The sequence below is a fragment of the Sphingobium sp. HDIP04 genome (genome assembly GCF_000445085.1).
Lineage (GTDB): Bacteria > Pseudomonadota > Alphaproteobacteria > Sphingomonadales > Sphingomonadaceae > Sphingobium > Sphingobium indicum.
On the sequence record NZ_ATDO01000100.1, the window covers coordinates 32,292 to 56,057 of the forward strand.

The following is a 23,766-nucleotide window of genomic DNA, read 5'->3' on the forward strand; positions in this document are numbered from 1 at the left end:
GCCTCCCTGCCGCTGCGTCGTCCGGATCATCTTCGTCATGTCCAGGTCGCGCATGCCCCAATGCTGTCCGACCAAGGTCGGTAATCGGGTTCCTATTCCTGAAACGGGACGCAATCCTTTCCGGAATGCGTCCCGATCTTTCTCCAGGTTCAATATTTGAACCGCGCTTCGATGCCGAAGGTTCGCGGATTGATGACTGTCCGCTTATAGTAACGCAGCAGCACCCCGTCGTTCAATCCAACGCGGGATCGGTCGTTGGCGACCGAGGACACCGCATATTTGTCGAAGATATTGTTGGCGAAAAGGCCGACACTGTATCGGTCGGTCTCATAGGTCAGCGAGGCGCGATGCAGCACATAGCTGGGCAGCTTGTCGCCGAAGGCGCGATCCCAGCCGAGCCGCGTCACGACATTTCCGCGATAGGTCGCCGTCCAGTCGGCAACGATGCTGCCGTCCTTGAACGGCATGGTATAGGTCGCGCCCAGGCTGCCGCTGTTCTTCGCCGAACCGGGCAGGCGGTCGCCCGACAGCGCGTCCAGCTTGATCGGCACGCTGGGATAGCTGCCCGCCGGATCGTTGACGGGTATGTTTTCCGGCACATCCTGGGTCAATTTCGCATCGGTGTAGGAATAGGTGCCCTGGATCGACAAACCGTCGACCGGCCTCACCTGGAATGACGTTTCAAAGCCTTCGGACTCCCCCTTGCCGCCGTTCACGGTGATGCCGACGATCCCGTTCAGCGTGGCCGAAGCAAGCTGGATGCCGTCCCATTTGATCTGGAAGACGTTGAAATTGAACGTCAGCTTGCGGTCGAACCATTGGGTGCGGATGCCGATCTCCGCATTCTTGGTGGTATCCGGGCCATATTGGACTTCGTTCGGCAGGCCGCAGGGCAACTGGGTATTGTTGATATTGTCGCCGTCCGGATCGTTCGGCAGGGGATTGGGGCAGGGGGCGACGCTGTTCGGGCCGCCGATGCGATAGCCCTTGCTGTAAGTGGCGTAGAGCATGATGTCGGGCGTGAAATTATAGGAGCTGTTGAACTTCCACACCCAGCCGCTTTTCTTCGCCGTGCCCCCGGCCGACGGCAGGTCATAGGGGCTGACCGGATCGCCGATCAACGGCACCACGAGCGCGCCCGCGACCTTGGACGTATATCCGAAATAACGGGCGCCCGCCGTAAGCTGCCAGTTCGGCGTCACCCTGAAGGTGCCCTCGCCGAAGATCGCCTTCTCCGTCACTTTCGACTTCACATAGGACGCATATTCGACCTCGTCCGGATTGGGCTGGGTTCCGAATTCCACCCAGGGATGGTTCGGCACATGCTCGATATAGTCGCGATGCAGCTTCTGCCGGTTGAAGAATCCGCCCAGAACCCAACTGAACGGGCCGCCATGACGCGAAACGAAGCGGACTTCCTGGTTGAACTGCTTGCGGCGGTCGACGGACTCGTTCCAACTGGAAAAGGCCGGAAACGTCTCATAGCCATAGTCCAGGTCGAGCAGCAGGTCGGTATTGTCGCTCTGCGTCTCGTTCTTGACGTCGGTATAGGCAGTCGTCGCGACCAGATCGGCGATGTCGGCCAGGTTCGCGTTGATTTCCATGCTGCCAAGATGCGCGCGCCGCTTCACGGGTTCCAGGTAGCGGGCGCCATTTTCATATCTGCCCGTCCCCAGAACGCCGTTGCTGTTATACTGGCCGCCGTCGGTCTTTGTCTGCTGATAGGCGTAGGTGAAATTGGCCTGCAGATCCTCGCTGAACCGCACCAGCAACTGGTTGCGCGTGGTGAAGGTCTTTTCGAAGTTGACGTCGTCCTGCCTTTTCAGATTCGCGGCATAATCCGCGGCGGACACGCCGCCGGGACCGCTGGGCTGCGGCAGCGATACGCCGGGCTGCTGCAACAGCAGGGGGGAATCGATGAAGCCGGGATCGTAGAAATAGCCCGTGGCCGACCGGAAGGCGACATGGTCCTGGAATATCGGGATATTGATGACGCCGTCCAACTGATAGCCGGCCTTGCCGCTATGGTCCTTGGCGTAGAGGCGGCCATGCGCCTCGCTGGCGAAGTTCGTCGTGTCCGGGCGGTTGGGAATGTTGCGGATGGCGCCGGCCAGCGTGCCCAGGCCGTAGAGCGTGCCCTGCGGACCCAGCAGCGTTTCGACGCGCGCAATATCGAGCATTTTGAAGTCGTAATAGAGGGGAACCTCGCCCAGATATACGCCGATGGCGCTGTCATAGGAGTCGCCCGTGCTGTCCATGTCCGACGCGTTGAGGCCGCGCAGCACGATCGTTCCGGTCGAACCCGGCCCGGTGTCGGAAATGGTCATGCCGGGCGTGAAATCGGCGAGATCGCGCACGTCGTCGATCCGCTGCTTGGCGATTTGCTCCGCTCCCAGGGCGCTGATGTTGATCGGCACGTCCTGGATGCTGACCGCGCGACGGGTGGCCGTGACCACGATCTCGTTGCGGTCGTCGCTTGCGTCATTTTCCGCGGCATCTTGCGCGAAAGCCATATTGGTCCCGACGCCCATCAACATGGTCGCGCCCAGCAACGTATTGCGTAGCAATTTCATAGTCTCTCCGACCCCCTTGCCGTTGAGCCTTGAGTGACATCCTTCCTCATTGACGCTCTGGCCGGGCCGGCGTCTTGTCACGCGGATCGTCGGCCGCAGGACCGATCGTCGTCATATTCCCTTGCGTCGCCGCTATTCTCGACGGACCGTTCATGGCCTGGCGAAAGCGCGCCGATCACTTTCCCGAACATTTGGCGGGCGGCGCGGAATCTCGAAAATGGCTGCGGCGCGGGGGATACGGGCTGCACATGGCCCGGAATTGCCCCATCGCTGAACCGCGTTCGATCCACGCACCCTCGCTTTGAACCGGCGCATGCCGGCAGTTCGACCCTTTCGTTCCGTCGTTCGGGCGAACGACATATGATACGGTATGGATATTACCTAACGCGTCAAGCGTAATAATTCCGCACCTGCTCAGTATGAACGGCGATACGTGCTGCATCGCATTAAGCGGCTGATTTCGGTCGATTGAACGCTGCGCGCCATGGCGCCGCCGTCCCGCGACATGTCGCAAAGGGTCGATGGCACGCGCCTTCGCAAGGCTTCGATTCGCGAATCGGGCAGGCATGACGACGGCGTGATCGCGGCGGACCAGGGCGCGGCCCGAAACCAGCCAAATACAGCGGGATGCGCACGGGCATGTCTCAACCCGCCTTTTCGGCGCGGTCGATTTGCGGCCCGCTTCGGCTGCCGCGCCGCGCAGGCCTTGGTTATTACTCATTTTAAAGCTCGTAATATTTTTCTATGGACAAGCCGATGCAGCGCAGCGATGCTGCATCGCGAAAGGGGATCGAATCATGATCAGGCTGATTGGCAAGGCAGGCAGGGTCGCGGCGATTGCCGGGGCGCTCATGCTCGCATCCTGTTCGAAGGCGCCCGATCCCGCCGCCGCGCACCGCAAGGAGTTCAGCATCGGCTGGTCGATCTACGCCGGATGGATGCCCTGGCCCTATGCGCAGCAGGCCGGGATCGTGAAGAAATGGGCCGATAAATACGGCATCAAGATCAATGTCGTCCAGGTCAACGACTATGTCGAATCGATCAATCAATATACGGCCGGCAAGTTCGACGGCGTGACCGTCACGAACATGGATGCGCTCACCATTCCGGCCGCCGGCGGAAAGGATACGAGCGCGATCATCGTCGGCGACTATTCGAACGGCAATGACGGCATCTTGCTGAAGGGGGCGGATCGACTTGCCGCGATCAAGGGACGACAGGTCTATCTGGTCGAACTTTCCGTATCGCACTATCTGCTGGCCCGGGGACTGGAGATTGCGGGCCTGAAGCCCACCGACGTCAGGACGGTGAACACGTCCGACGCGGACATAGTGGGCGCCTTCGGCAGTCCCGGCGCCACCGCGGCGGTCGCCTGGAATCCGCAGCTTTCGGTGATGAAGGCGCAGCCGGGCGTGAAGCAACTGTTCAGTTCCGCCCAGATTCCCGGCGAAATCCTGGACCTGCTGGCGGTCGACACCGCGACGCTCCGGGCCAATCCCGATCTCGGCAAGGCGCTCGCCGGCATCTGGTATGAAACGGTGGCGCTGATGCAGCGCCAGGATGCCCGGGGCAAGGCGGCGCGGGCGGCCATGGCGAAGCTGTCGGGCGCCACGCCCGAAAGTTTCGACGGCCAGTTGTCGACCACGCATCTCTACGCCGACCCCAAGGCGGCCGTCGCCGCGACCGTGGACCCGGCGCTGGTGAAGACCATGACCCAGGTTCGCGACTTCAGCTTCTCCAAGGGCCTGTTCAAGGGCGCCTCGTCGGCCGATGCGGTGGGCATAGCCTTTCCCGGCGGCAAGACGCTGGGCGATCCCCAGCGGGTGACGCTGCGGTTCGACGACAGCTTCATGAAGCTGGCGGCGGACGGGAAGCTCTGATCGCCTTCGTTCGATCCTGTCGAAAGTGATGTGACCATGCGTTGGGTGAACCGACATGTGCGCCGGAGGCAGCGGATAGGCTGGGGATCGCTGCCGATCCTGCTGCTGGTGCTGCTCTACCTGATCGTCGCGGCGCAGCGCCATGCCGCCAACCCGCTGGACAAGATCCTGCCGCTTCCCGGCAGCATGGCCGAAGCGATGGCGGCGCTGCTCTTTCGGGCGGACCCGCTCACCAATCAGTTCGTCTTCTGGGCCGACACGCTTGCCAGCCTCCAGCGCCTTGGCCTTGGCCTTGGCATCGCCACGCTGTCGGCGCTGCTGATGGGGCTCGTGCTGGGCGTCCTGCCGCCGGTGCGCGCCACCTTCGGGCCTTTGGTGACGGCGGTCGCGGTCATCCCGCCGATCGCCCTGCTGCCGATATTGTTCATCGCGCTGGGCCTGGGCGAAACGGCAAAGGTCGCCCTGATCGTGATCGGCATCGCGCCGGTCATGATGCGCGACATCGCCGCCCATGTGGCGGACCTGCCGCGCGAGCAGGTCATCAAGGCGCAGACGCTGGGCGCGAGTTCCTGGCAGATCATGATCCGCGTCGCTTTGCCGCAGGCCATGCCGCGCCTGCTGCACGCGGTCCGCCTGTCGCTAGGCCCCGCCTGGGTGTTCCTGATCTCCGCCGAGGCGATCGCGTCGGACGTGGGCCTTGGCTACCGGATATTCCTGGTCCGCCGCTATCTTTCCATGGACGTGATCATCCCCTATGTCGCCTGGATCGCGATCCTGGCGATCCTGATGGACGCGGCGCTCACGCTTGCCAGCCGGCGGCTTTACCCCTGGGCGCATGGAGCGCGGCATTGAGCGCGCTGCTGTCCCTTCGCGACATCTGGGTCGAATATGGCGACAAGATCGTCCTGGAGAGGGTGAATCTCGACATCGAGGCAGGCTCCTTCGTATCGATCATAGGGCCTTCGGGCGCGGGCAAGAGCAGCCTTCTGCGCGTCGTCCTGGGCCAGGAAGCGCCCGCGCGCGGGACCATATCGCTCGACGGGATGCCGCTGACGCCGGAATGCGGACCCGATCGCGGCGTCGTTTTCCAGCGCTATTCGGTATTCCCGCACCTTTCCGCCTTGCAGAACACGATCTTCGGGCTCGAATGCGCCCAGGCGCCCTTCATGGCGCGCCTGTTCGGCCATGCGCGCCGCGCCGCGATGGCCGATGCGGAGCAGATGCTGGCCGCCGTCGGCCTGGGCGATTCCTTGCATCTCTACCCCGCGCAGATGTCGGGCGGCATGCAGCAGCGCCTCGCCATCGCCCAGGCCCTGATCAAGCGTCCCCGCATCCTGCTGCTCGACGAGCCGTTCGGCGCGCTCGACCCCGGCATCCGCGCGGACATGCACGCGCTGATCACGCGGCTGTGGCGCGACTATTCGCTGACCATCATCATGGTGACCCACGACATCCGGGAGGCCTTCTCGCTGGGCACGCGGGTGCTCGCGCTCGACAAGCGCCGTCATGACCCGCACGCGCCCCATCGGTTCGGCGCGACCGCGGTCTACGACCTGCCGCTGCGCAACCGCATCGACGCGGAGGCGAGCGAACAGGCCGACGCTCCGGACGAGAGCGAACGGAAGGAAGAGGAAAGGACGGAGCATGAGTAGCGACACCGGGACTCTGGCGCGGCTCAGCATGAGCCTGCCGAGCGACCTGTTCCGGCAGCTCGACGCCATGGTGGAGGAACGCGGGCTGCCGTCCCGGTCCCAGCTCATTGCCGAGCTGATCCGCCACGCGCTCGCCGAGCATGAGGCCTTCACCCGTCCGGACGAGATGCTCGCCGGCACCATCACGATCGTCTATCGCGGCGACCGGGGGCGCGTGCGGCATCAACTCGCCCAGACCCAGGCGGATTATCTGAAAGAGGTGATCTCGTCCCAGCATGTGTTCCTGGAAGGGGACCAGTCGCTCGAAGTGCTGCTGGTGCAGGGGCCTGCGTCGCTGCTGAAGGAACTGTGCGACGCGCTGCGCCGGGTCCGGGGCGTCCACCAGCTCCAACTCGTCACGACCACCGCTCTGTTGCCGCCGCTCTATGAGCAGGAAGCCGGCGGCCGGAAAGGAAATGCCGCATGACCGAATCCCTCGCCAATCCCCTGGCGGCCCGCGATCACGCCCGCAGCATGGCGGGGACGGTGGTCGAGGCCATGCCCCTGTTGCCGCCGGTGGCGGACGACCTTCCCGACGGCGTGCCTGCCGGGGATCTGCTGTGGGAAGAGACCGTCGCGGCCGGCGGCTACGCCACGCGCCGGCTGCCGCGAGGCGCGCGCCTGCGCCTGATCGACCTTAAGGGCGACGCCTGCGCCTCCATCCTGTTGTTCAACGCGGAGATGCCGACCGAGCGGCTCAACGTCGCCGACACGGTGAAGGTGCAATGGAACGCCTATCTGGGCGAGGGCAAGCTGCTGCTGTCGGACATGGGCCGGGTGCTCATGAGCTTTCTGGAGGATGATGCGGGCACGCATGACAGTTTCTGCGGAACGTCCAACGCCGCGACCAACGCCGCCCGATACGGCAATGGCGCCAATAGCGGACCCTGTCCCAACGGGCGCGACCGATTCCTGCTGGGCGCGGCGAAGCACGGGTTGCAGCGGCGCGACGTCCACCCCTGCGTGACGCTGTTCAAGGGCGCGAAGATCGATGCGGACGGCGCGATCACGCCGCTGATCGGACCCTTCGCGCCGGGCCGCAGCGTCGTGCTGCGCGCAGAGATGGACGTGATCCTGGTCCTCGCCAACTGTCCGCATGTCCTGGACCCGCGGGAAAGCTGGACCGTGACGCCGCTGCGCGCCACCGCCTGGCGCGGTCCCGTCACGCCGGAGGACGACGCCATCCGCAATGCGACGCCGGAGGGGCTTCGCGCCTTCCAGAATGTCGAAGATTATTACCGCCGCTAGAGCGATTTCGCTTCGAGCGAAAAGGCTCTGTCCCTTGATGCCGCATTTTCCGGGTCGACGACCGCAAACGGCCCGGTTGAGGATGCACAGGAATGAACAGGTTGCCGCATGAGCTTTGATCCCCATCTGTCGGGCCTTTCGGGGGCCATCGTCCACGATGTCGTCGTGCCCGCCCGGGCGCCGTGGCTGCACCATGTCGATGCCGGGCAGACGCTGCGCATCGTCGACCTGGAAGGCAACCAGGCCGTCGACTTCCTCCTCTATTCGGCGGCGGACGACGCCGAACGCTACAGCGCGCAGGATACCGTCGCCGCGCAGGGCAACCTGTTCCTGCGGGCGGGCACGGTGCTGCGGTCCAATGAGGGGCGCGCGATGATGACGATCGTCGCGACGTCGGTCGATTATCACGACACCATCGGCGGCGCCTGTTCGTGCGAGTCCAACACGCTGCGCTACGGCCATCACACCAAGGCCGAACATGCCTGCGTCGAAAATTTCCTGGAGGCCAATCTGCGGGAGGGCCGGGGCAAGCGCGACATCGTTTCCAACATCAACTTCTTCATGAACGTGCCGGTGGAGGAAGACGGTTCCCTGGGCATCGTCGACGGCATCTCCGCCCCCGGCCTGACCGTGGACCTCAGGGCGGAAATGGACGTGATCGTCGTCGTGTCGAACTGCCCGCAGATCAACAATCCCTGCAACGGCTTCAACCCCACCCCCGTCCGCATGATCGTGACCGCATGAGCTTCGATACGGTCCTCATCGCCAATCGCGGCGCCATCGCCACGCGCATCATCCGCACCCTGCGGCGCATGGGCCTGCGCTCGGTCGCGGTCTATTCGGAGGCGGACGAAAATTCCCTGCACGTCGCGCAGGCGGACGAGGCGGTCTGCATCGGCCCGGCGCGGGCGTCGGACAGCTATCTCAACATCGACGCCATATTGGATGCCGCCCGCGCCACGGGGGCGGGCGCGATCCATCCGGGCTACGGCTTCCTTGCCGAAAATGTGGAGTTTGCCGAGGCCTGCGCCGCCGCCGGCATCGTCTTCATCGGGCCGACGCCGGACAATATCCGCACCTTCGGCCTGAAACACAGCGCGCGCGCCCTGGCGGCGGCCCACGGCGTGCCGCTGGCGCCCGGCACCGACCTGCTCACCGACGAAGAGGAAGCCGCCGCCGCGGCGCGGGCGATCGGCTTCCCCGTGATCCTGAAGGCCACGGCCGGCGGCGGCGGCATCGGCATGCGCATCTGCGAGGATGAAGGCGACGTCCGGGAAGGCTTTGCCGCGGTGGCCCGCCAGGGGCAGAGCAATTTCGGCGACGCCGGCATCTTCCTGGAACGCTATATCCGGCGCGCCCGCCACATCGAAGTCCAGCTGTTCGGCGACGGCGAAGGCCGCGTCATGCCGCTGGGGGAGCGCGACTGTTCGCTCCAGCGCCGCAACCAGAAGGTGGTCGAGGAATCGCCCGCGCCCCTGTTGCCGCCCGCCGTCCGGCGCGACCTGATCGCCGCCGCCACGCGGCTGGGCCAGGCCGCCCGCTACCGTTCCGCCGGGACGGTCGAGTTCCTCTACGACGCCGAACGCCAGCAATTCTTCTTCCTGGAGATGAACACGCGCCTTCAGGTCGAACATGGCGTCACCGAAGAGGTGATGGGCATCGACCTGGTCGAATGGATGATCCGCGGCGGCGCGGGCGATTTCGCCTTCCTCGATGCCGATCCGCCCCAGCCGCGCGGCCATTCGGTGGAGGTGCGGCTCTATGCCGAAGATCCGGCGCTCGACTATCGTCCGACATCGGGGACGCTGACGGCGGTTCAGTTCCCTGCCGACATCCGCGCCGAAACCTGGTGCATGGCGGGCAGCGAGGTCAGCATCTGGTACGATCCCATGCTGGCCAAGCTGATCGTCCACGCCCCGACCCGCGACGAGGCGATCGGGAAAATGCAGGCCGCGCTCGACCGGAGCCGGGTCGACGGCATGGAGACCAACCTGCGCTGGCTGCGCGACGTGGTCCGGTCCGACGCCTTCGTCAGCGGCGAAGTGTCCACCCGCGCTCTCGAAGGCGTCGTTTCCAACCCCTCCAGCATCCGCGTGGTCAGCGGCGGCACGGCCACCACCGTTCAGGACTGGCCGGGCCGACAGAAATTATGGGCGGTCGGCGTTCCGCCTTCGGGTCCGATGGACGATCAATCCTTCCGCATCGGCAACCGGCTGCTGGGAAATCCGGAGGGCACCGCCGGGCTGGAGGTCACGGTGACCGGCCCGACGCTGGATTTCGCCGCGCCGGCGCGCATCTGCCTCACGGGCGCCGATTTCGGGGCGACGCTGGATGGGCAGCCGGTTCAAAGGGGCGCGGCGATCGACGTGGAGGCCGGGCAGACGCTTGCCCTCGGCCGCGCGTCCGGCGGCGGCCTGCGCGGCTATATCCTGTTCGCCGGCGGCCTTGACATCGCGCCCTATCTCGGCAGCCGCAGCACCTTCGAACTGGGCCAGTTCGGCGGGCATGCCGCTCGCCGGCTGCTGGCGGGCGACACCCTGCACCTGGCGGGAGATCGAACGGACGCGCCGCTCGCCTCCGCCGACCTGCCGGATCTTTCGACGCGATGGACCCTGCGCGTCCTCTATGGTCCCCATGGCGCGCCGGATTTCTTCACCGACGCCGATATAGAGGCCATCGTCGCGGCCGAATGGCAGGTCCACTACAACAGCAATCGCACCGGCGTCCGCCTGATCGGACCCAAGCCGCAATGGGCCCGCGCCGACGGGGGCGAGGCGGGATTGCACCCGTCCAACATCCACGACAATCCCTATGCCATCGGCGCCGTCGACTTCACCGGCGACATGCCGATCATCCTTGGCCCGGACGGCCCTTCGCTCGGCGGTTTCGTCTGCCCCTTCGTGGTGATCGCGGCCGACCGTTGGAAAATCGGCCAGCTTGCGCCGGGCGACAAGCTGCGCTTCGCCCCCGTCAATATCGACGATGCCGCCGTGGCGGACGCGCTGCAACGGCGGCTGGTCGCCTCCGGATCGGTGGAGGATGCCGCCCCGGTGCGGCCGATCGAGATGCTCTCGCCGATCCTCGCCCGGATTCCGGAAGGGCCTGGCCGCCCCCGCACCGTCTACCGCCAGCAGGGCGATCGCAACATCCTGGTCGAATATGGTCCCATCGTGCTCGACATAGAGCTTCGGATACGGGTCCACGCGCTGATGACGGAGCTGGAACGGCTGGCTTTGCCCGGCATCGTCGATGTCGTTCCGGGCATCCGATCGCTGCAACTGCATTTCGACGGCGAGCAACTGGACCAGCGCGCCGCGCTGGCGGCGCTGATCTCCGCGGAGGAGCGCCTCGGCGACCTTGAGGATTTCACCATTCCCTCCCGCATCGTCCATATGCCGCTCAGCTGGCGCGATCCCGCGACGATAGAGACGATCGAGAAATATATGGGCGGCGTGCGCGCCGACGCGCCATGGTGCCCCGACAACATCGAATTCATCCGCCGGGTCAACGGCCTTCCCGACGCGGCGGCGGTGGAGCGGCTGATCTTCGAGGCGAACTACCTCGTCCTGGGGCTGGGCGACGTCTATCTGGGCGCGCCGGTCGCCACCCCGGTCGATCCCCGGCACCGGCTCGTCACCACCAAGTACAATCCGGCGCGCACCTGGACGCCGCCCAATGTCGTGGGCATCGGCGGCGCCTATATGTGCATCTACGGGATGGAAGGGCCGGGCGGCTATCAACTGTTCGGCCGCACCATCCAGGTGTGGAACACGCATCGCCAGACCGACGTCTTCGTCGAGGGGAAGCCATGGTTGCTGCGCTTCTTCGACCAGATCCGCTTCTATCCGGTCAGCGCGGAAGAACTGGCCGAATGGCGCCGCGATTTCCCCAGCGGGCGGCGCTCCATCCGGATCGAGCCGTCGGAGTTCCGGCTGGCCGACTATCGCGCCTTCCTGGCCGGGAATGCCGACGCCATCGCCGCGTTCGAGGCGCGCCGCCAGGCCGCCTTCGATGAGGAGCGCGCCGAATGGCAAAGGAACGGGGAGTTCGACCGCGTCACCAGCCTGACGGAGGCCGACGCCGCCGGGCCGGACGCCATCGACGTTCCGGACGGCGCCGATCTGGTCGAAACGCCCTTTGGCGGCAGCATCTGGAAATTGCTGGTCGCGGTGGGCGACGAAGTGAAGGCGGGCGACACGATCGCCGTCATAGAGGCGATGAAGATGGAATGCGCGGTGCAAAGCCCCGCCACGGGCACGGTCGCGGCAATCTATGTGCAGGAGCGGCAGGCCCTGCAGCCCGGCGCGCCGATGCTGGCGCTGAGGGCCGTGGCATGATCGCGCTCGACCGGCGCAGCGCGGCGACGATCGCCGAGGCCGTCAGGGCAGGCCGGACCAGCGCGGTCGCCGTGATGGAGGAGACGGTCGCCCGGCTGGCCGCCTATGATGCCGTGCAGCCGCAGATCTGGATCGGCCGCGCGACGCCGGATGATCTGATCGGCGCCGCAAGGTCCGTCGACGCCCGCCTCGCCGCGGGGGAGGATCTGCCGCTGGCCGGCGTTCCCTTCGCGGTCAAGGACAATATCGACGCTGCGGGGTTCGAAACGACCGCCGCCTGCCCGGCCTTCGCCTATCGTCCCGCACGGTCGGCGACGGTCGTCGAACGCCTGACCGCTGCCGGCGCGATCTGCGTCGGCAAGACCAATCTGGACCAGTTCGCGACCGGCCTCAACGGCACGCGCAGCCCCTATGGCAGTCCGCGCAACGCCTATGACCTCGCCTATGTCAGCGGCGGGTCCAGCTCCGGTTCCTCGGTGGCGGTGGCCGCCGGGCTGGTCCCCTTCGCGCTGGGCACGGACACGGCCGGTTCGGGCCGCGTGCCCGCCGCCTTCCAGCATCTGGTCGGGTTCAAGCCGAGCAAGGGGCGATGGAGCAATAACGGGTTGGTGCCCGCCTGCCGCACGCTCGACTGCATCACCGTCTTCACCAGCGACACCGCCGACGCCCGCCTGCTCGACGGGGTAATCGCCGGCTTCGATCCCGCGGACCCCTATTCGAAGCCGCTGGCGGACCTCCCGCGCCGGTGCGGGACCATCGGCGTGCCCCGCCGGGACCAGCGCGCCTGGTTCGGCGACGCGGAATCGGAATATCTGTACGATCGCGCATTGCAGCGGCTGGCGGGGCTGGCCGACGTGGTGGAGATCGACATCGCCCCGCTTCTCGAAGCGGCGCAGCTTCTCTATGGCGGCCCCTGGGTTGCGGAGCGGGCCGCCGCCCTGGCGACGCTCCTCGCCGACGATCCCGATGCGATCGACCCGACCGTGCGGGAGGTCGTGGAACCCGGACTGGCGATCAGCGCTGTCGAACTGTTCAACGGCATCTATCGCCTGGCCGAACTCAAACGGCACGCCGACCTGCAATGGGCCGGCATCGACCTGATGGCCTTTCCGACCGCGGGCACCATCTTCCGCGTCGCCGAACTGCTTGCCGCGCCGGTCGCGCTCAACAGCGCCCTTGGCTATTACACCAATTTCGTGAACCTGCTCGACATGGCCGCCGTGGCCGTTCCAGCCGGCGCCAGGGCCAACGGCACCGGGTTCGGCATCACCCTGATCGGCCCGGCCGACAGCGACCGCGCCCTGCTCGACGCGGCGGACGCCTATCTTGCCGAAGCCGATCTTCTTTCCCAACCCCCGCTTGATCTGGAGGGCAAAATGCAGACCGTGAAACTCGCCGTCGTGGGCGCCCATCTCAAGGACATGCCGCTTCACTGGCAACTGACATCGCGCGAGGCGAAGTTCGTCGGCGCCTTTGAAACGGCGCCGACCTACCGCCTCTACGCCATGGCGAACAGCGTGCCGCCCAAGCCCGCGCTGGTGCACAGCGAGGATGGCGGGCCGATCGCGCTGGAGGTCTATGAGCTGGGCGTGGCCGAATTCGGAAGTTTCGTGGCCGAAGTGCCCGCGCCGCTCGCGATCGGCACGGTGACGCTGGCCGACGGCAGCAGCGTCAAGGGCTTCGTCGCGGAACCGCGCGCGGTGACCGGCGCGGAGGACATCACGGCCCTGGGCGGCTGGCGCGCCTATATGGCCGGACGGGCCTAGCCGTGCCGAAGCTCCGCATCCTGGCCGCTGCGCTGGCGGCGAGCTGCGCCGCAATCGCTTCCGCCGCGCCCGCCGCCGAACAGGTGATCCAGGTGCCGGGCTTCGCCGACTTCCTGGCGGTCGATGGCGACGGCGTCTGGGTGACCAACGCGGGCCGGGTGGAACGCTGGACGCGAAAGGGCAAGAGGGCCGAAGTCGCGATGGGCCGGCCCTGCGGCGCCATGGCCCTATCGGCCGGATCGCTGTGGGTGGCCGATTGCGAGAAAAACGCGCTGGTCCGGATCGACGCCGCCACGGCGGAAAAGACGGCGACCATAGCCACCGGCATCGCCAATCCGAAGGGCGAACTCAACGTCGTCGCCGAAGCGGGATCGATCTGGGTCGCCAGCGACCAGAAGGGCGTCGTCTCCCGCGTCGATCCCGCCAGCAACCGGGTGATAGCGACCGTCCCGGTCAGCGCGGGAACCTATTATCTCGCCTCCGGCTTCGGCTCCGTCTGGGCGGTGAGCAGCGAAAGCGCGACGATCCAGCGCATCGACCCGGCGACCAACAGCGTGGCCAGCACCACGGCGCTGGGCAGGCAACCGGGCTTTCTGGCCGCGGGCGAAGGCGCCGTCTGGGTCCAGGAACAGGGCGACGGAACGGTGGCCCGCGTCGATCCGGTCAGCGGCGAAGTGACCGGCCGCGTCAAGGTGGGCGATGTGCTGCAATATGGCGACATCGATACGGGCGGCGGCATGATATGGCTGCGCACGACCGAAGGGCAGACCTTCGTGGCGATCGATCCCAAAACGCTGAAGATCAAGGCCCGCGTCGGCAAGGTCGAAGGCAGCGGCGCGTTGCGCTTCACGGCAAAGGGCCTGTGGACGTCGGCGCATGACGTGCACACGCTGACCTGGTGGCCCCATCCGGCCAGGCTGGCGAAATGACCGGGGCGCGGCGCTGATCGCGTCCCGCGCCCCGGACCGGCCGGGCGCGGGACACGCCGTTTCAGCGGAGCGCCGCCAAGCGCACCGGCGCCGGAGCCATTGCCAGTTGCGCCTCGACCTGCGCATGGATGTCGGCGACGACGGCTTCGCGGCAGGCGCGGGCCTTGGCCTCCAGGGCCAGGTGGACGCCCGACAGGCGGTTGCCGCAGACCGCGCTCGCCGCCTGCTCCATGCGGATGGCGAGGCGCTGTTGCCCTTGCGCGGTGGACAGGTCCAGGCCCTTGAGGTTCAGGATCGCCTGATCCCGCGCAAAGGGATTGTCGGCGGCGCCGGCGACCGCCGGGACGGCGAATGCGGCAGCGGCAAGGGCGGCGAGGCCAATCTTCATCATCATCTCCTGTATCTTGAACCGATGCCGCTCTCCGGCGACTTCGGATCACATAGTTCCGGGAGATGAAACTTTCAATACAGGACTGCAAATCGTTATTTTATTACTGGTGACGGGTTATCTTATTACTTGGCGCGCACCACCAGCATCGTCAGCCTTTCGCTGCGGCCCAGCAGGCCCAACGGCAGCCTCGCCTCGCTCGCCTTGCCGCCGACCGCGACCGTGATCGTCCGCGCATGGGGCAGGGACCATGAGCGAACGGTATCGACGGGCAGGCGCACCCGCCATTTGCGCGCGCCGTCCACCGGCACCGCATGGCCGTTGATCGCGACCGGGGCGGCGGCGTCCTCGCGACGGCCCGACACCAGCAGGCAACTGCCGGATCGGCAATCGACCAGCCGCGTGACCGGCTCGCCGGCCGCGAGGGCAGGCGTCGCGGCGGCGGCAAGCGCCCCGCCCAATATCAATCGGCCCAGCATCAGTTGGCGGATAGGGGACATGGCGCTCGCTTTCCCTTGGTTCATGGAATGTCGATCCCGGCCTGTTCGAAATAGCGGCGCACCGGCTCCAGCACGGCCGCATGCCGTTTCCAGCGCCCGACCGATCCGGTGTAGATCGGCTGCCGGACCTGCGCGGCGCTGGGGGTGGAAACCGGAGCGCTGTTGCTGTGGAAGGAAAGGCAGTCCTCCGACCAGTCCAGCCCGCAATGGGCGAGCAGCCGGCGCGTCTCGCCCTCCAGGTCGGCGACGAGATCCTCGTAGCGCAGCTCGATCAGGCGGCCGGGCAGAGCCTCCCGCCACAACGCCATCAGCCGGTCGAAGCGGACATGATAAGCGGCGGTGTCGAGCAGGTCGTAGCTATAGTCGTAATAGGGGGAGCCGACGGCGAACAGGTTTCGGAAGTTGCTGAGCACCGTGTCCATCGGATCGCGGCGCAGGCAGATGATCCGTGCCGACGGCAAAGCCCGCGCAATGAAGCCCGCATAGAAGAAATTGCCCGGAAACTTGTCGATAAACCGAAGGTTCGCGTCGCGCCGATGGTGGCTCGCCCGTTCCAGATAATCGCGCCCGATCGCCGCCATGTCGGCGCGCGCGGCGGATGCGATCGTTTCGGCGTCCATCACCGTGGGGGTGCGCGTGCCCGCCGCCTTCTTGACGGCAAGGGGCATGGCCTGCAACTCGCCCGCGCTTTCGACCTGCGGATGGGAGGAGAGGATGCGGTCGACCAGCGTCGTGCCGGTGCGGGGCATCCCGATGATGAAGATCGGGTCCGCCGCGGACGGCGCGCTCGCCTGCGGCAGCGGCCATGCCGCTTCCATCGCGTCGAACAGCGCGGCGTCGCGCGCGAAGGCGTAGGGCAATGTCCGGCGATGTTCGGCGTTCGCGACGCAAAGCCGCGCCAGCGCGTCGTCCGGCCGGCCGATGTCCTCCAGTTCCTTCGCCAGCGCATAGCTGATCAGCAGCCGCCCGCGACCGTCCGTCATGCCGCCCAGGGTCCGTTCCAGCCGTTCGACATGATTGCATGTCGGCGTCTGCCTGCGGATGCCGGCCAGCAGGTGGTGGGCGCGGGCATCGTCGGGCGCGAGGGAAAGCAACGCCTCCAGCGCGGCGTCCGCTTCCCCGATCCTGCCCAGGAAATTGAGCGTCACGGCCTGGTTGTAGCGATAATTGCGGTTCTGCGGCTCCATCCGGACGGCTTCGTTGAAATGCGCCAGCGCGGCGGCATGGTTCCCCAACCGGGCATAGACGCAGCCGATGGTGTCGCGGCTGAACGCGTCGGCGGGCGGGGCCTGCTCGGCCTCCCGCAGGGTCGCCGCGGCGTCGCCGTCGCGGCGGGTCATGATGAGCAGCCGGGCGAGTTGCGCGCGATATTCGCCCCTGGGGTCGATCGTCACCGCATGATCCAGATGCCGGATTCCCGCCTGGATGCGCCCGGCATCGGACTCCGCGACGCCCAGCAGGAAATGGCCCTCCGCATCCTGCGGATCTTTCGCCACCATGGTGGCGGCAAGCTGGCGCGTCGCCTGCATGTCGCCCCGCATCAGCGCGTTTCGCGCTGCGCTGGCCTGCGGGGCGCCCGTCACCGTCATGCCGGCGCCGCGCCTTCCACGGCATTCTGGACGGAGGCATCGGCTTCGGCCCGGCCGTCGACCGCGCTCTCGCCCGCAGCCTGCGCCGCGCCCCTGCCGTTCCGCGCGCTGCCGTTCCGCACCCTGTCGATCAGCGGCCGGAAGGGAAATATGGTCTGTTCCCAGATCGACAGGCGGCGGCGGTCATCCTGGCCGACCAGCGCGGACTCGCCCTCCCGATAGGTGCCGAAGATGCGGTCGAGCAGGATCAGCGAATTGCCGTAATTGCAGCGCGTGCTCTCATAATCCGTCGAATGGTGCAGGCTGTGGTGGCGGATCGTCGTGAAGAAGAAGGCGTACCAGATCGGCGGATCGGCGCGGACATTGGCGTGGGCGAAGGTGGAGATCACGCCCAGCACGTTGATGCCCGCGAACACGGCGCTGTTGTCGAGGTCGAACAGCGCCACCACGCTCAGGCTGATCAGCACCAGCTCTATGGGGTTGCCCACCGCGCCCTTCGCTGCGTTCAACTGGGTCAGGTGGTGATGCGGGGCGTGGGTCAGCCAGAAGGGGGTGCTGTTGTGCATCAACCGATGCATCCAATATTGGCCGAATTCGATCAGGAACACCACCAGCGCCACCTGGAGCAGCCATGGCATGTGCATGGCCCATTGGGTGGTGATGCCCAGCGAGGCCTTGGCCGCCTTCAGCGGCTCCTCGGCGAGCTTCGTCGAAACCCAGGATATGACGGTCGCGCTCAGCACGTTGTAGAACAGGTCGGTGAAGAATTCCTGCCTGTTCATCCGCCAGCCGGAATGGCGTTCATGGACCTGTTCCAGAAGCAGGACGACGATCGTGATGAGCGAGGACGTCGCAACGAACGTCCACGGACGATCCAGCAGGACCTTGGGTCCGAAGGCCCAGAACATGAGGACCATCGCTATCATCGCCGGCGGCGTGTAGTTGAAGAGCTTGTCCTTCATCGCGCTTCCCGCTTCCCCGGCCGTGCCTGCGCCGACGGGCGATTCCATCGGTCAGGCGCGGCGCCATGGACGGGAAGGCTGTGCTGCGCTGCGTCAATCCGGGAGAGGCAAAGTTCTGATGAAAGCCATAGATGGAATCTATGTCCGCGCCTTGGCCCGCAACCGGCGGATCACTTCGTCCCAGAAAAGCTGCGTGGCCGTGTCGCGCGCGCGTTCGGACCGGGACAGCAGGAAGATGTCGTAGGACGGCTCGGCATCCGCGTCCAGGATCGGCCACAGCCTTTCCCGCGCCACCTCGTCCTCCGCCGCCAGCACCGGCAGGAACCCGATGCCCACGCCCTGGACGATCAGCCGTTTCGCCTCGTTGATGTCCTCGGCCAGGCCGTTCACCTTGGTCCCCAGCCGATACCGGCGGCGCAAATGGGTGATCAGTTCGATCTCATCGTCCCCGGTCAGGACAAATCCCTCGTCCTTGAGGTCGTGGAGGCGGTTCAGCCTGTATCCGAAATAGGGGCTGTAGCGGGAACAATAGAGCTGCTGGCGCTCCACCAGCAGCGGCTCGTACATCAGGCTGCCGCGAACGCTGCTGTCGTATCCCACGCCGATCTCGACTTCCCCCTGCTCCAGCGCGTCGAGAACCTGACGCCAGGGCGACACGCGGATTTCGATGTGGATGGCCGGGTTGCGCCGGTGCAGGCTGGCGATCGCCTCGTCGAATTCCGGCGACACCAGGCCGGATATGATCTGGATGCGGACGATCCCCTCGACGCGCCTGGTGGCCTGGGCGATCTGGTGCGGCATCATCTGCGCGGATTCCAGCATATCCTCGCAAAGCGCCATCATCGCCTTGCCGGCCGCCGTCATTTCCACGCCGGTCGCCGTGCGGTGGAGAAGCGTCACGCCGACATGATCCTCCAGCCGCTTGAGCGCGGCGCTGATGCTGGGCTGCTGCCTGTTGAGCTGACGCGCCGCCGCGCCGATCCCGCCGGCGCGGACGATGTCGACGAAGGTGCGCATCAGGTTCCAGTCGACCCGGCTCGCGAACCTCTTGTCGATAAGGAACGATCGATCGCTCATGTTCCGCCTTTCCCGTCCGGGCCAGAATGACGCGGCCCCACAATGACGCGGTCATAGATCAAATCAATGGAAATCATCGAATCGTCCCATCTATGCCTATGCCCCGTTTCGCCTAGCGTCGCGACATGGCTGTTCTTCCCTTCGTCGACATATCCATGCTGGCCAGCGATTCCCGCGAAGACCGGCTGGGCGTCGCCCGCGCGCTGGACCGCGCCTGCACCGATGCGGGCTTTCTCTATATCGGCGGGGCGCAACTGGACTGGGCGCTGTTCCGCCGCCTTGTCGCACGGGCGGAGGCCTATTTCGCGCTCGACCGGGAGGTCAAGATGGCGAACTATATCGGCCATTCGCAAAACCACAGCGGCTATGTCCCCGTGGGCGAGGAACAGTTCGGCGCAGGCACCAGCGACCTCAAGGAAGCCTATGACGTCAACCGCGACTATCCGTGGCCGGAGGGTCGCCGGCCGCTGCTCGGCCCCAACAACTGGCCGCAAATGCCGGGCTTTCGGGAGGATGTGTCGGCCTATTACCGGCATCTGACGGACATCGGGGGACAGATTTTCCGCGCCTTCGCGCTCGCGCTGGGGCTGGAGGAGGATCATTTCGACGCGCATCGCCGCAATCCGCCAAGCCAGTTGCGGCTCATCCACTATCCCTTCGATTCCAGCGCGCAGGACAGGCCGGGCATCGGCGCCCATACCGACTATGAATGCTTCACCCTCCTCTTCGCCACGGCGGCCGGGCTCCAGATCCTCGACAGGAAGGGCGACTGGGTGGACGTGCCGCTGATGGACGGCGCGATGATCATGAACATTGGCGACATGATGGAAATCCTGTCCAACGGCCGCTATGTCGCGACGACCCATCGCGTGAAGAAGGTCGCGCAGCAGCGCTACGCCTTTCCCTTCTTCCACGCCTGCGACTACGACTATGTCGTGGCGCCGCTGGTGGGGGACGAAGCGCCCCGCTATGCGCCGCTCAAGGGCGGCGAACATCTGTTCAACCAGACGGCGCAGACCTTCGCCTATCTCAAGCGCCGGATCGCGAAGGGGGAACTGGTGCTGGCCAACGCCATGCCGCTCGATTCCTTCGGGCGGCGCCAGGGGCCGTCGGGCGCATGACGCTGGCCGACCTGCTGGGCGCGCTGCCGCCGGTCGTTCCGGAGCAGCCGGCCTTTCCGCGCCGCCTGCTGGGCGCCTTCCGGCGCAAGAGCATCACCTTCTGCACCGGCGTCACGGATGAAAGGACGGTCGTCTACTGGTTCCAGTCGCGCAGCTTCACGATAGACCTGCGGCTGCCGGACGGCGCGGCGACATCCGTGACGGATCGGCAGGGCTGGGTCGGCGACACGCTCTGGGATGCGGAAAGTCAGCAAATGTCCTGGTCTGTCGCCACAAGCTACCAGCCGCGGAACCAGTGGCCGGAACCGGCGATCCTGCGCTTCATCGGCAACAGCGTGCTCGAATTCGCCCCGTCGGGCGCCTATGTCGAGGATTGGCGGCAACAATGCTTTCGCGGCCCTCTGCTGGGCTTGCGGCTCCTCAGCCTCCATGACGAGGAGACGGGGCGGGACTTGCCGATGGACGGCGGGCTGATCGTCGCGGGAGGCCATGTCGCCTATGCGCAATCGCGATTGCCGCGATTGGACGCGGCCCTGCGGAATGCCGCCGATCTGGACCGGGCGCTGGCGGACCGGCTCCTCACCGCCGAAGAGATCGAAAGCTACGAAGTGTCGGTGGCGCTCAATGGCCGGACCATCGACCACAGCACCCGAACCGGCAGGATCGGACAGCAGATCGCGTCGGGAGAGTTCGCGCTCCAGCCGGACGGAAGCATCCTACTCTCGCGGCCGGTGGGCGGCCGGACCTGCCGGCTGCGCTTCGCCGTCGACATCCATGTGCCCGATTTCACCTTCGATCGCCGGACGCAGGCCGCATCCCCGGCGCCGGACTGGATGGAGAAGGAGAAATCCCATCTTTTCCGTCATGCCATGATCGCTGCCTGACCGCCCGGCGGCGACGGATCGTCAGCCGACGGCCGCGCTTTCGATCCGTCCCACCGCCTCCAGTATCGCGGGTGCCTCCGTGCGCGCGAGCCAGTCCGGGCTGACGTCGACAAAGCGCACCACCCGGTCGCGGTCGATGGCGATGACGGCGGGCTGCGGCAATTCCGCCGTGCCCGTGCCGGTCAATTCCCCGATCCAGCCGGGCGATGGCTGCCCGTCCGGCACCAGGTCGCGATCGAAGGTGATGCCGAAGCGGCGCGCCAAGGCGTTGCCGCGGTCGTTGGCGACGCCGTAGGTCAAGCCATGCCGCTCGCGGATCGCGCCCAATCCCGTCTCCGGCAGGTGCGGGCTGATCGCGACGAGCGGGATTCCGGCCTTGCGAAGCCTGGGCCAGAGCTGCCGCTCATAATAGGGCAGGGCAAGGTTGCATGCCGGACAGCCCGCATAGCGGAAGAAGATGAGCACCGCAGGCCCCTCGGCCGTCAAGCGCTCCAGCGTCAGCGTCGTGCCGTCGGCCTCCGCCAGTTGGAAGGATTCGACAACATCGCCGGGCCGCACCGTCCGCGACGGGTCGAAATCGGCGACCAGCCGTGCCCGCCGCGCCACATTCTCCGCCAGGTTTTCCGGCTTCCAGCTTCGCACCCTTTCCCTGTGCAGGGCCTGGAACTGTTCTGTCAGGCTTTCATTCTCTGCCATCGGACTTCTCCCGCAAGGATCAGGCGGCGTTCTTCTCGGCGGCCTTGCGGGCGAAGCGATTGTCCGGCTGCGCAAGGCCCAGATGCTCGCGAAGGGTGGCGCCTTCATATTCGGTGCGGAACAGCCCCCGCGCCTGAAGGATCGGGATCACCCTGTCCACGAACAGGTCGAGCTGGCCGGGAAGCGGCTCGAACAGCATGAAGCCGTCGGCGGCGCCGGCCTCGAACCATTGCTGCAGGCGATCCGCCACGGTTTCCGGCGATCCGACGAAGGCGCCGCGCGGCGTCGCCAGCCGTTCCACGACCTGCCGCAAGGTCAGGTTTCCGGCGCGCACCTGGGCAAGGATGCCCAGCGTCCCGCTCTGCTGGCTGTTGATGCCGATATGCTCGACGTCGGGGAAGGGGGCGTCCAGGTCATATTGGTGGAAATCATGGTCGTTGAAGGTCCGCGACAGGAAGCCCAGGCCGGTTTCGATCGATTCCAGCGCCGCCAGTTCGCGATAGCGCGCCTCCGCATCCTCGTCCGTATCCCCGACAATCGGGGCGATGCCGGGCATGACGAACAACTGGCCGGGATCGCGGCCGAAGCCGCTGGCCCGCGCCTTGACGTCCGCATAATAGGCCTGGCCCGATTCCAGGTCCGGCGCATGGGCGAAGATGACCTCCGCCCGTTTCGCCGCGAAATTGCGCCCGTCGTCCGAAGCGCCCGCCTGGAAGATGACCGGCTGGCCCTGGGGCGTCCGCTTGATGTTAAGCGGCCCGCGCACCTGGAAGAACTCGCCCTTGTGATCCAGCCTGTGGAGCCGTTCGGGATCGACGAACCGGCCGCTTTCCTTGTCCGCGACATGGGCGCCGTCCTCCCAGCTATCCCACAGGCCCTGGACCACGTCCAGATATTCCCCGGCGATGCGATAGCGCACGGAATGCGGCGGATGTTCGGTCTTGCTGAAATTGGCCGCCGTGTCGCCCAGCCAGGACGTCACGATGTTCCATCCCGCCCTGCCGCCGCTCAGATGGTCGAGCGAGGCGAACTGGCGCGCGACGTTGAACGGCTCGGAATAGCTGACGGTCAGCGTCCCCACCAGGCCGATGCGCGACGTGGTCACCGCCAGCGCGGACAGGATGGTGATCGGCTCGAACCGATTGAGATAATGCGGGCTGGACTTTTCCGTGATGGACAGGCTGTCGGCGATGAACAGCAGGTCGAACTTGCCCCGCTCCGCCGTGGCCGCCTGTTTCTGGTAGAAGGCCAGGCTGGTGCTGGCATTGACGTCGCGGTCGGGATGCCGCCAGTCGTTCCAGGTGCGGCCGACGCCGTGCAGGATGAAGCCGAGCTTGATGTGACGATTCTGGGACATGATCGGTTCTCGCTCAATGAGGGACCGGACCGATCTAGAAGTCCGCTGGCGAGCCGACCAACGCGTAATGCTCGGTCATTTATCGATTCTGTAAAACCGTTGAGCGGCGCTCGACCGGGAGGCGGGACCGCAAATATGCCCCGCCCCTCATGCCGGACGGGAGCTTCAGCCCGTCGTCCACCCCCCGCCCAGCGCCCTGAACAGGTCGACCTGCGCGAAGGCCACCGCCCGGTTCGCCGTCGCCAGGTCGCTCTCCGCCGCCGCCAGCGTCCGCTGCGCGTCCAGCACCGTCAGGAAATCGATCTGCCCCTCCCGCTGCCGGGCCAGGCTGATGCGCGCCGCCCGGTCCGCCGCTTCCCGCGCCGCCTTCAGCGTGTCGCGCCGCTCCAGCGCATGGGCATAGACCGACAGCGCCGTCTCCGTCTCCTCCAGCGCCCGCAACACCGTCCCGTCAAAGGCCGCGAGCGATCCGTCCGCATCCGCCCGCGCCGCCGCGATCCGCGCCCGATTGGCCTCCTGATTGGGAAAGGCCCAGTTGATCAGCGGCCCCAGCAGCCAGCGGAACGGCCCGCCGCCGAAAATGTCGCCGCCGCCGACCGCCGTCGTGCCGATGGAACCCCCCAAAGTGATGCGCGGATAAAGGTCCGCCGTCGCCACCCCGATCCGCGCCGTGTCGGCGGCCAGCCGCTGCTCGGCGGCGCGCACGTCCGGACGGCGGGCCAGCAGGGCGCGCCCGTCCCCGACGGGAATGGGCTGGCTGAGGCCGGG

20 protein-coding genes are annotated in these 23,766 nt (G+C 66.5%); 11 read left to right on the top strand and 9 right to left on the bottom strand.

Annotated elements, in window-relative coordinates; all coding sequences use genetic code 11:
- Positions 1–149: 149 nt before the first annotated feature.
- Complete coding sequence (locus L286_RS38255; RefSeq protein WP_020819670.1) at positions 150–2,573, bottom strand: TonB-dependent receptor; 2,424 nt, start codon at positions 2,571–2,573, stop codon at positions 150–152.
- Positions 2,574–3,370: 797 nt separating this feature from the next.
- Here L286_RS38255 and L286_RS38260 point away from each other — a divergent pair.
- The 9 genes from L286_RS38260 (at position 3,371) to L286_RS38300 (ending at position 14,424) form a co-directional block, all read left to right on the top strand.
- Entirely contained in the window at positions 3,371–4,453 is a 1,083-nt protein-coding gene (locus L286_RS38260; RefSeq protein ID WP_020819671.1) for a putative urea ABC transporter substrate-binding protein, read from the top strand.
- A gap of 36 nt (positions 4,454–4,489) precedes the next feature.
- On the top strand, positions 4,490–5,305 hold the full coding sequence (locus L286_RS38265; protein WP_013053721.1) for an ABC transporter permease: 816 nt from the start codon (positions 4,490–4,492) through the stop codon (positions 5,303–5,305).
- Positions 5,302–6,105 (top strand): ABC transporter ATP-binding protein, encoded by an 804-nt coding sequence (locus L286_RS38270; protein WP_013053722.1) that lies wholly within the window; start codon positions 5,302–5,304, stop codon positions 6,103–6,105. Before L286_RS38265 ends, L286_RS38270 begins: the two co-directional genes overlap by 4 nt.
- The gene (locus L286_RS38275; RefSeq protein ID WP_013053723.1) at positions 6,098–6,571 is read left to right on the top strand and encodes a CopG family ribbon-helix-helix protein; all 474 of its coding nucleotides are present in this window, start codon (positions 6,098–6,100) and stop codon (positions 6,569–6,571) included. The genes L286_RS38270 and L286_RS38275 overlap by 8 nt, the downstream gene beginning before the upstream one ends.
- Positions 6,568–7,392 carry an urea amidolyase associated protein UAAP1 gene (locus L286_RS38280; RefSeq protein WP_020819674.1) on the top strand — a complete coding sequence of 275 codons (825 nt, stop codon included), beginning with the start codon at positions 6,568–6,570 and terminating at the stop codon, positions 7,390–7,392. The genes L286_RS38275 and L286_RS38280 overlap by 4 nt, the downstream gene beginning before the upstream one ends.
- Positions 7,393–7,500: 108 nt before the next feature.
- A complete protein-coding gene (locus L286_RS38285; protein WP_013053725.1) occupies positions 7,501–8,136 on the top strand; it encodes an urea amidolyase associated protein UAAP2 in 636 nt (211 codons plus the stop codon).
- Positions 8,133–11,729: an urea carboxylase gene (gene uca, locus L286_RS38290; protein ID WP_020819675.1), complete on the top strand. Its 3,597-nt coding sequence runs from the start codon at positions 8,133–8,135 to the stop codon at positions 11,727–11,729. Before L286_RS38285 ends, uca begins: the two co-directional genes overlap by 4 nt.
- Positions 11,726–13,495 (top strand): allophanate hydrolase, encoded by a 1,770-nt coding sequence (atzF, locus tag L286_RS38295; RefSeq protein WP_020819676.1) that lies wholly within the window; start codon positions 11,726–11,728, stop codon positions 13,493–13,495. The genes uca and atzF overlap by 4 nt, the downstream gene beginning before the upstream one ends.
- Before the next feature lie 2 nt (positions 13,496–13,497).
- The gene (locus tag L286_RS38300; RefSeq protein WP_013053728.1) at positions 13,498–14,424 is read left to right on the top strand and encodes a Vgb family protein; all 927 of its coding nucleotides are present in this window, start codon (positions 13,498–13,500) and stop codon (positions 14,422–14,424) included.
- 61 nt (positions 14,425–14,485) lie between these two features.
- Here the strand turns inward: L286_RS38300 and L286_RS38305 are convergent, their stop codons facing one another.
- The 5 genes from L286_RS38305 to L286_RS38325 form a co-directional block, all read right to left on the bottom strand.
- A complete protein-coding gene (locus tag L286_RS38305; protein WP_013053729.1) occupies positions 14,486–14,818 on the bottom strand; it encodes a UrcA family protein in 333 nt (110 codons plus the stop codon).
- Between the two features lie 119 nt (positions 14,819–14,937).
- Positions 14,938–15,312, bottom strand: coding sequence for a hypothetical protein (locus tag L286_RS38310; RefSeq protein ID WP_020819677.1), 375 nt, complete (start codon positions 15,310–15,312; stop codon positions 14,938–14,940).
- 20 nt (positions 15,313–15,332) lie between these two features.
- The gene (locus L286_RS38315) at positions 15,333–16,901 is read right to left on the bottom strand and encodes a tetratricopeptide repeat-containing sulfotransferase family protein (protein ID WP_020819678.1); all 1,569 of its coding nucleotides are present in this window, start codon (positions 16,899–16,901) and stop codon (positions 15,333–15,335) included.
- Positions 16,898–17,911 (bottom strand): sterol desaturase family protein, encoded by a 1,014-nt coding sequence (locus L286_RS38320; protein WP_020819679.1) that lies wholly within the window; start codon positions 17,909–17,911, stop codon positions 16,898–16,900. Before L286_RS38320 ends, L286_RS38315 begins: the two co-directional genes overlap by 4 nt.
- 90 nt (positions 17,912–18,001) lie before the next feature.
- Positions 18,002–18,940: a LysR family transcriptional regulator gene (locus L286_RS38325; RefSeq protein WP_013053733.1), complete on the bottom strand. Its 939-nt coding sequence runs from the start codon at positions 18,938–18,940 to the stop codon at positions 18,002–18,004.
- A 125-nt stretch (positions 18,941–19,065) separates the two neighbouring features.
- Here L286_RS38325 and L286_RS38330 point away from each other — a divergent pair, with 125 nt between their 5' ends.
- Together L286_RS38330 and L286_RS38335 are read left to right on the top strand one after the other, a co-directional pair.
- Complete coding sequence (locus L286_RS38330) at positions 19,066–20,061, top strand: isopenicillin N synthase family dioxygenase (protein ID WP_013053734.1); 996 nt, start codon at positions 19,066–19,068, stop codon at positions 20,059–20,061.
- The gene (locus L286_RS38335) at positions 20,058–20,945 is read left to right on the top strand and encodes a hypothetical protein (RefSeq protein ID WP_013053735.1); all 888 of its coding nucleotides are present in this window, start codon (positions 20,058–20,060) and stop codon (positions 20,943–20,945) included. The genes L286_RS38330 and L286_RS38335 overlap by 4 nt, the downstream gene beginning before the upstream one ends.
- Positions 20,946–20,966: 21 nt before the next feature.
- Here the strand turns inward: L286_RS38335 and L286_RS38340 are convergent, their stop codons facing one another.
- The 3 genes from L286_RS38340 to L286_RS38350 all read right to left on the bottom strand — a co-directional run.
- Entirely contained in the window at positions 20,967–21,641 is a 675-nt protein-coding gene (locus L286_RS38340) for a peroxiredoxin-like family protein (protein WP_020819680.1), read from the bottom strand.
- Positions 21,642–21,660: 19 nt separating this feature from the next.
- Positions 21,661–22,998, bottom strand: coding sequence for an LLM class flavin-dependent oxidoreductase (locus tag L286_RS38345; protein WP_013053737.1), 1,338 nt, complete (start codon positions 22,996–22,998; stop codon positions 21,661–21,663).
- A 165-nt stretch (positions 22,999–23,163) separates the two neighbouring features.
- A partial coding sequence (locus L286_RS38350) for a TolC family protein (RefSeq protein WP_021223619.1) occupies positions 23,164–23,766 on the bottom strand: 603 nt, incomplete at its 5' end.

Coding starts and splice junctions, on each gene's coding strand:
- L286_RS38340 (WP_020819680.1), bottom strand. CDS start 21,641: ATGGCAGAGAATGAAAGCCTGACAGAACAGTTCCAGGCCCTGCACAGG.
- L286_RS38255 (WP_020819670.1), bottom strand. CDS start 2,573: ATGAAATTGCTACGCAATACGTTGCTGGGCGCGACCATGTTGATGGGC.
- L286_RS38280 (WP_020819674.1), top strand. CDS start 6,568: ATGACCGAATCCCTCGCCAATCCCCTGGCGGCCCGCGATCACGCCCGC.
- L286_RS38320 (WP_020819679.1), bottom strand. CDS start 17,911: ATGGAATCGCCCGTCGGCGCAGGCACGGCCGGGGAAGCGGGAAGCGCG.
- L286_RS38325 (WP_013053733.1), bottom strand. CDS start 18,940: ATGAGCGATCGATCGTTCCTTATCGACAAGAGGTTCGCGAGCCGGGTC.
- L286_RS38275 (WP_013053723.1), top strand. CDS start 6,098: ATGAGTAGCGACACCGGGACTCTGGCGCGGCTCAGCATGAGCCTGCCG.
- uca (WP_020819675.1), top strand. CDS start 8,133: ATGAGCTTCGATACGGTCCTCATCGCCAATCGCGGCGCCATCGCCACG.
- L286_RS38265 (WP_013053721.1), top strand. CDS start 4,490: ATGCGTTGGGTGAACCGACATGTGCGCCGGAGGCAGCGGATAGGCTGG.
- L286_RS38310 (WP_020819677.1), bottom strand. CDS start 15,312: ATGTCCCCTATCCGCCAACTGATGCTGGGCCGATTGATATTGGGCGGG.
- L286_RS38260 (WP_020819671.1), top strand. CDS start 3,371: ATGATCAGGCTGATTGGCAAGGCAGGCAGGGTCGCGGCGATTGCCGGG.
- L286_RS38335 (WP_013053735.1), top strand. CDS start 20,058: ATGACGCTGGCCGACCTGCTGGGCGCGCTGCCGCCGGTCGTTCCGGAG.
- L286_RS38285 (WP_013053725.1), top strand. CDS start 7,501: ATGAGCTTTGATCCCCATCTGTCGGGCCTTTCGGGGGCCATCGTCCAC.
- L286_RS38330 (WP_013053734.1), top strand. CDS start 19,066: ATGGCTGTTCTTCCCTTCGTCGACATATCCATGCTGGCCAGCGATTCC.
- atzF (WP_020819676.1), top strand. CDS start 11,726: ATGATCGCGCTCGACCGGCGCAGCGCGGCGACGATCGCCGAGGCCGTC.
- L286_RS38315 (WP_020819678.1), bottom strand. CDS start 16,901: ATGACGGTGACGGGCGCCCCGCAGGCCAGCGCAGCGCGAAACGCGCTG.
- L286_RS38305 (WP_013053729.1), bottom strand. CDS start 14,818: ATGATGATGAAGATTGGCCTCGCCGCCCTTGCCGCTGCCGCATTCGCC.
- L286_RS38345 (WP_013053737.1), bottom strand. CDS start 22,998: ATGTCCCAGAATCGTCACATCAAGCTCGGCTTCATCCTGCACGGCGTC.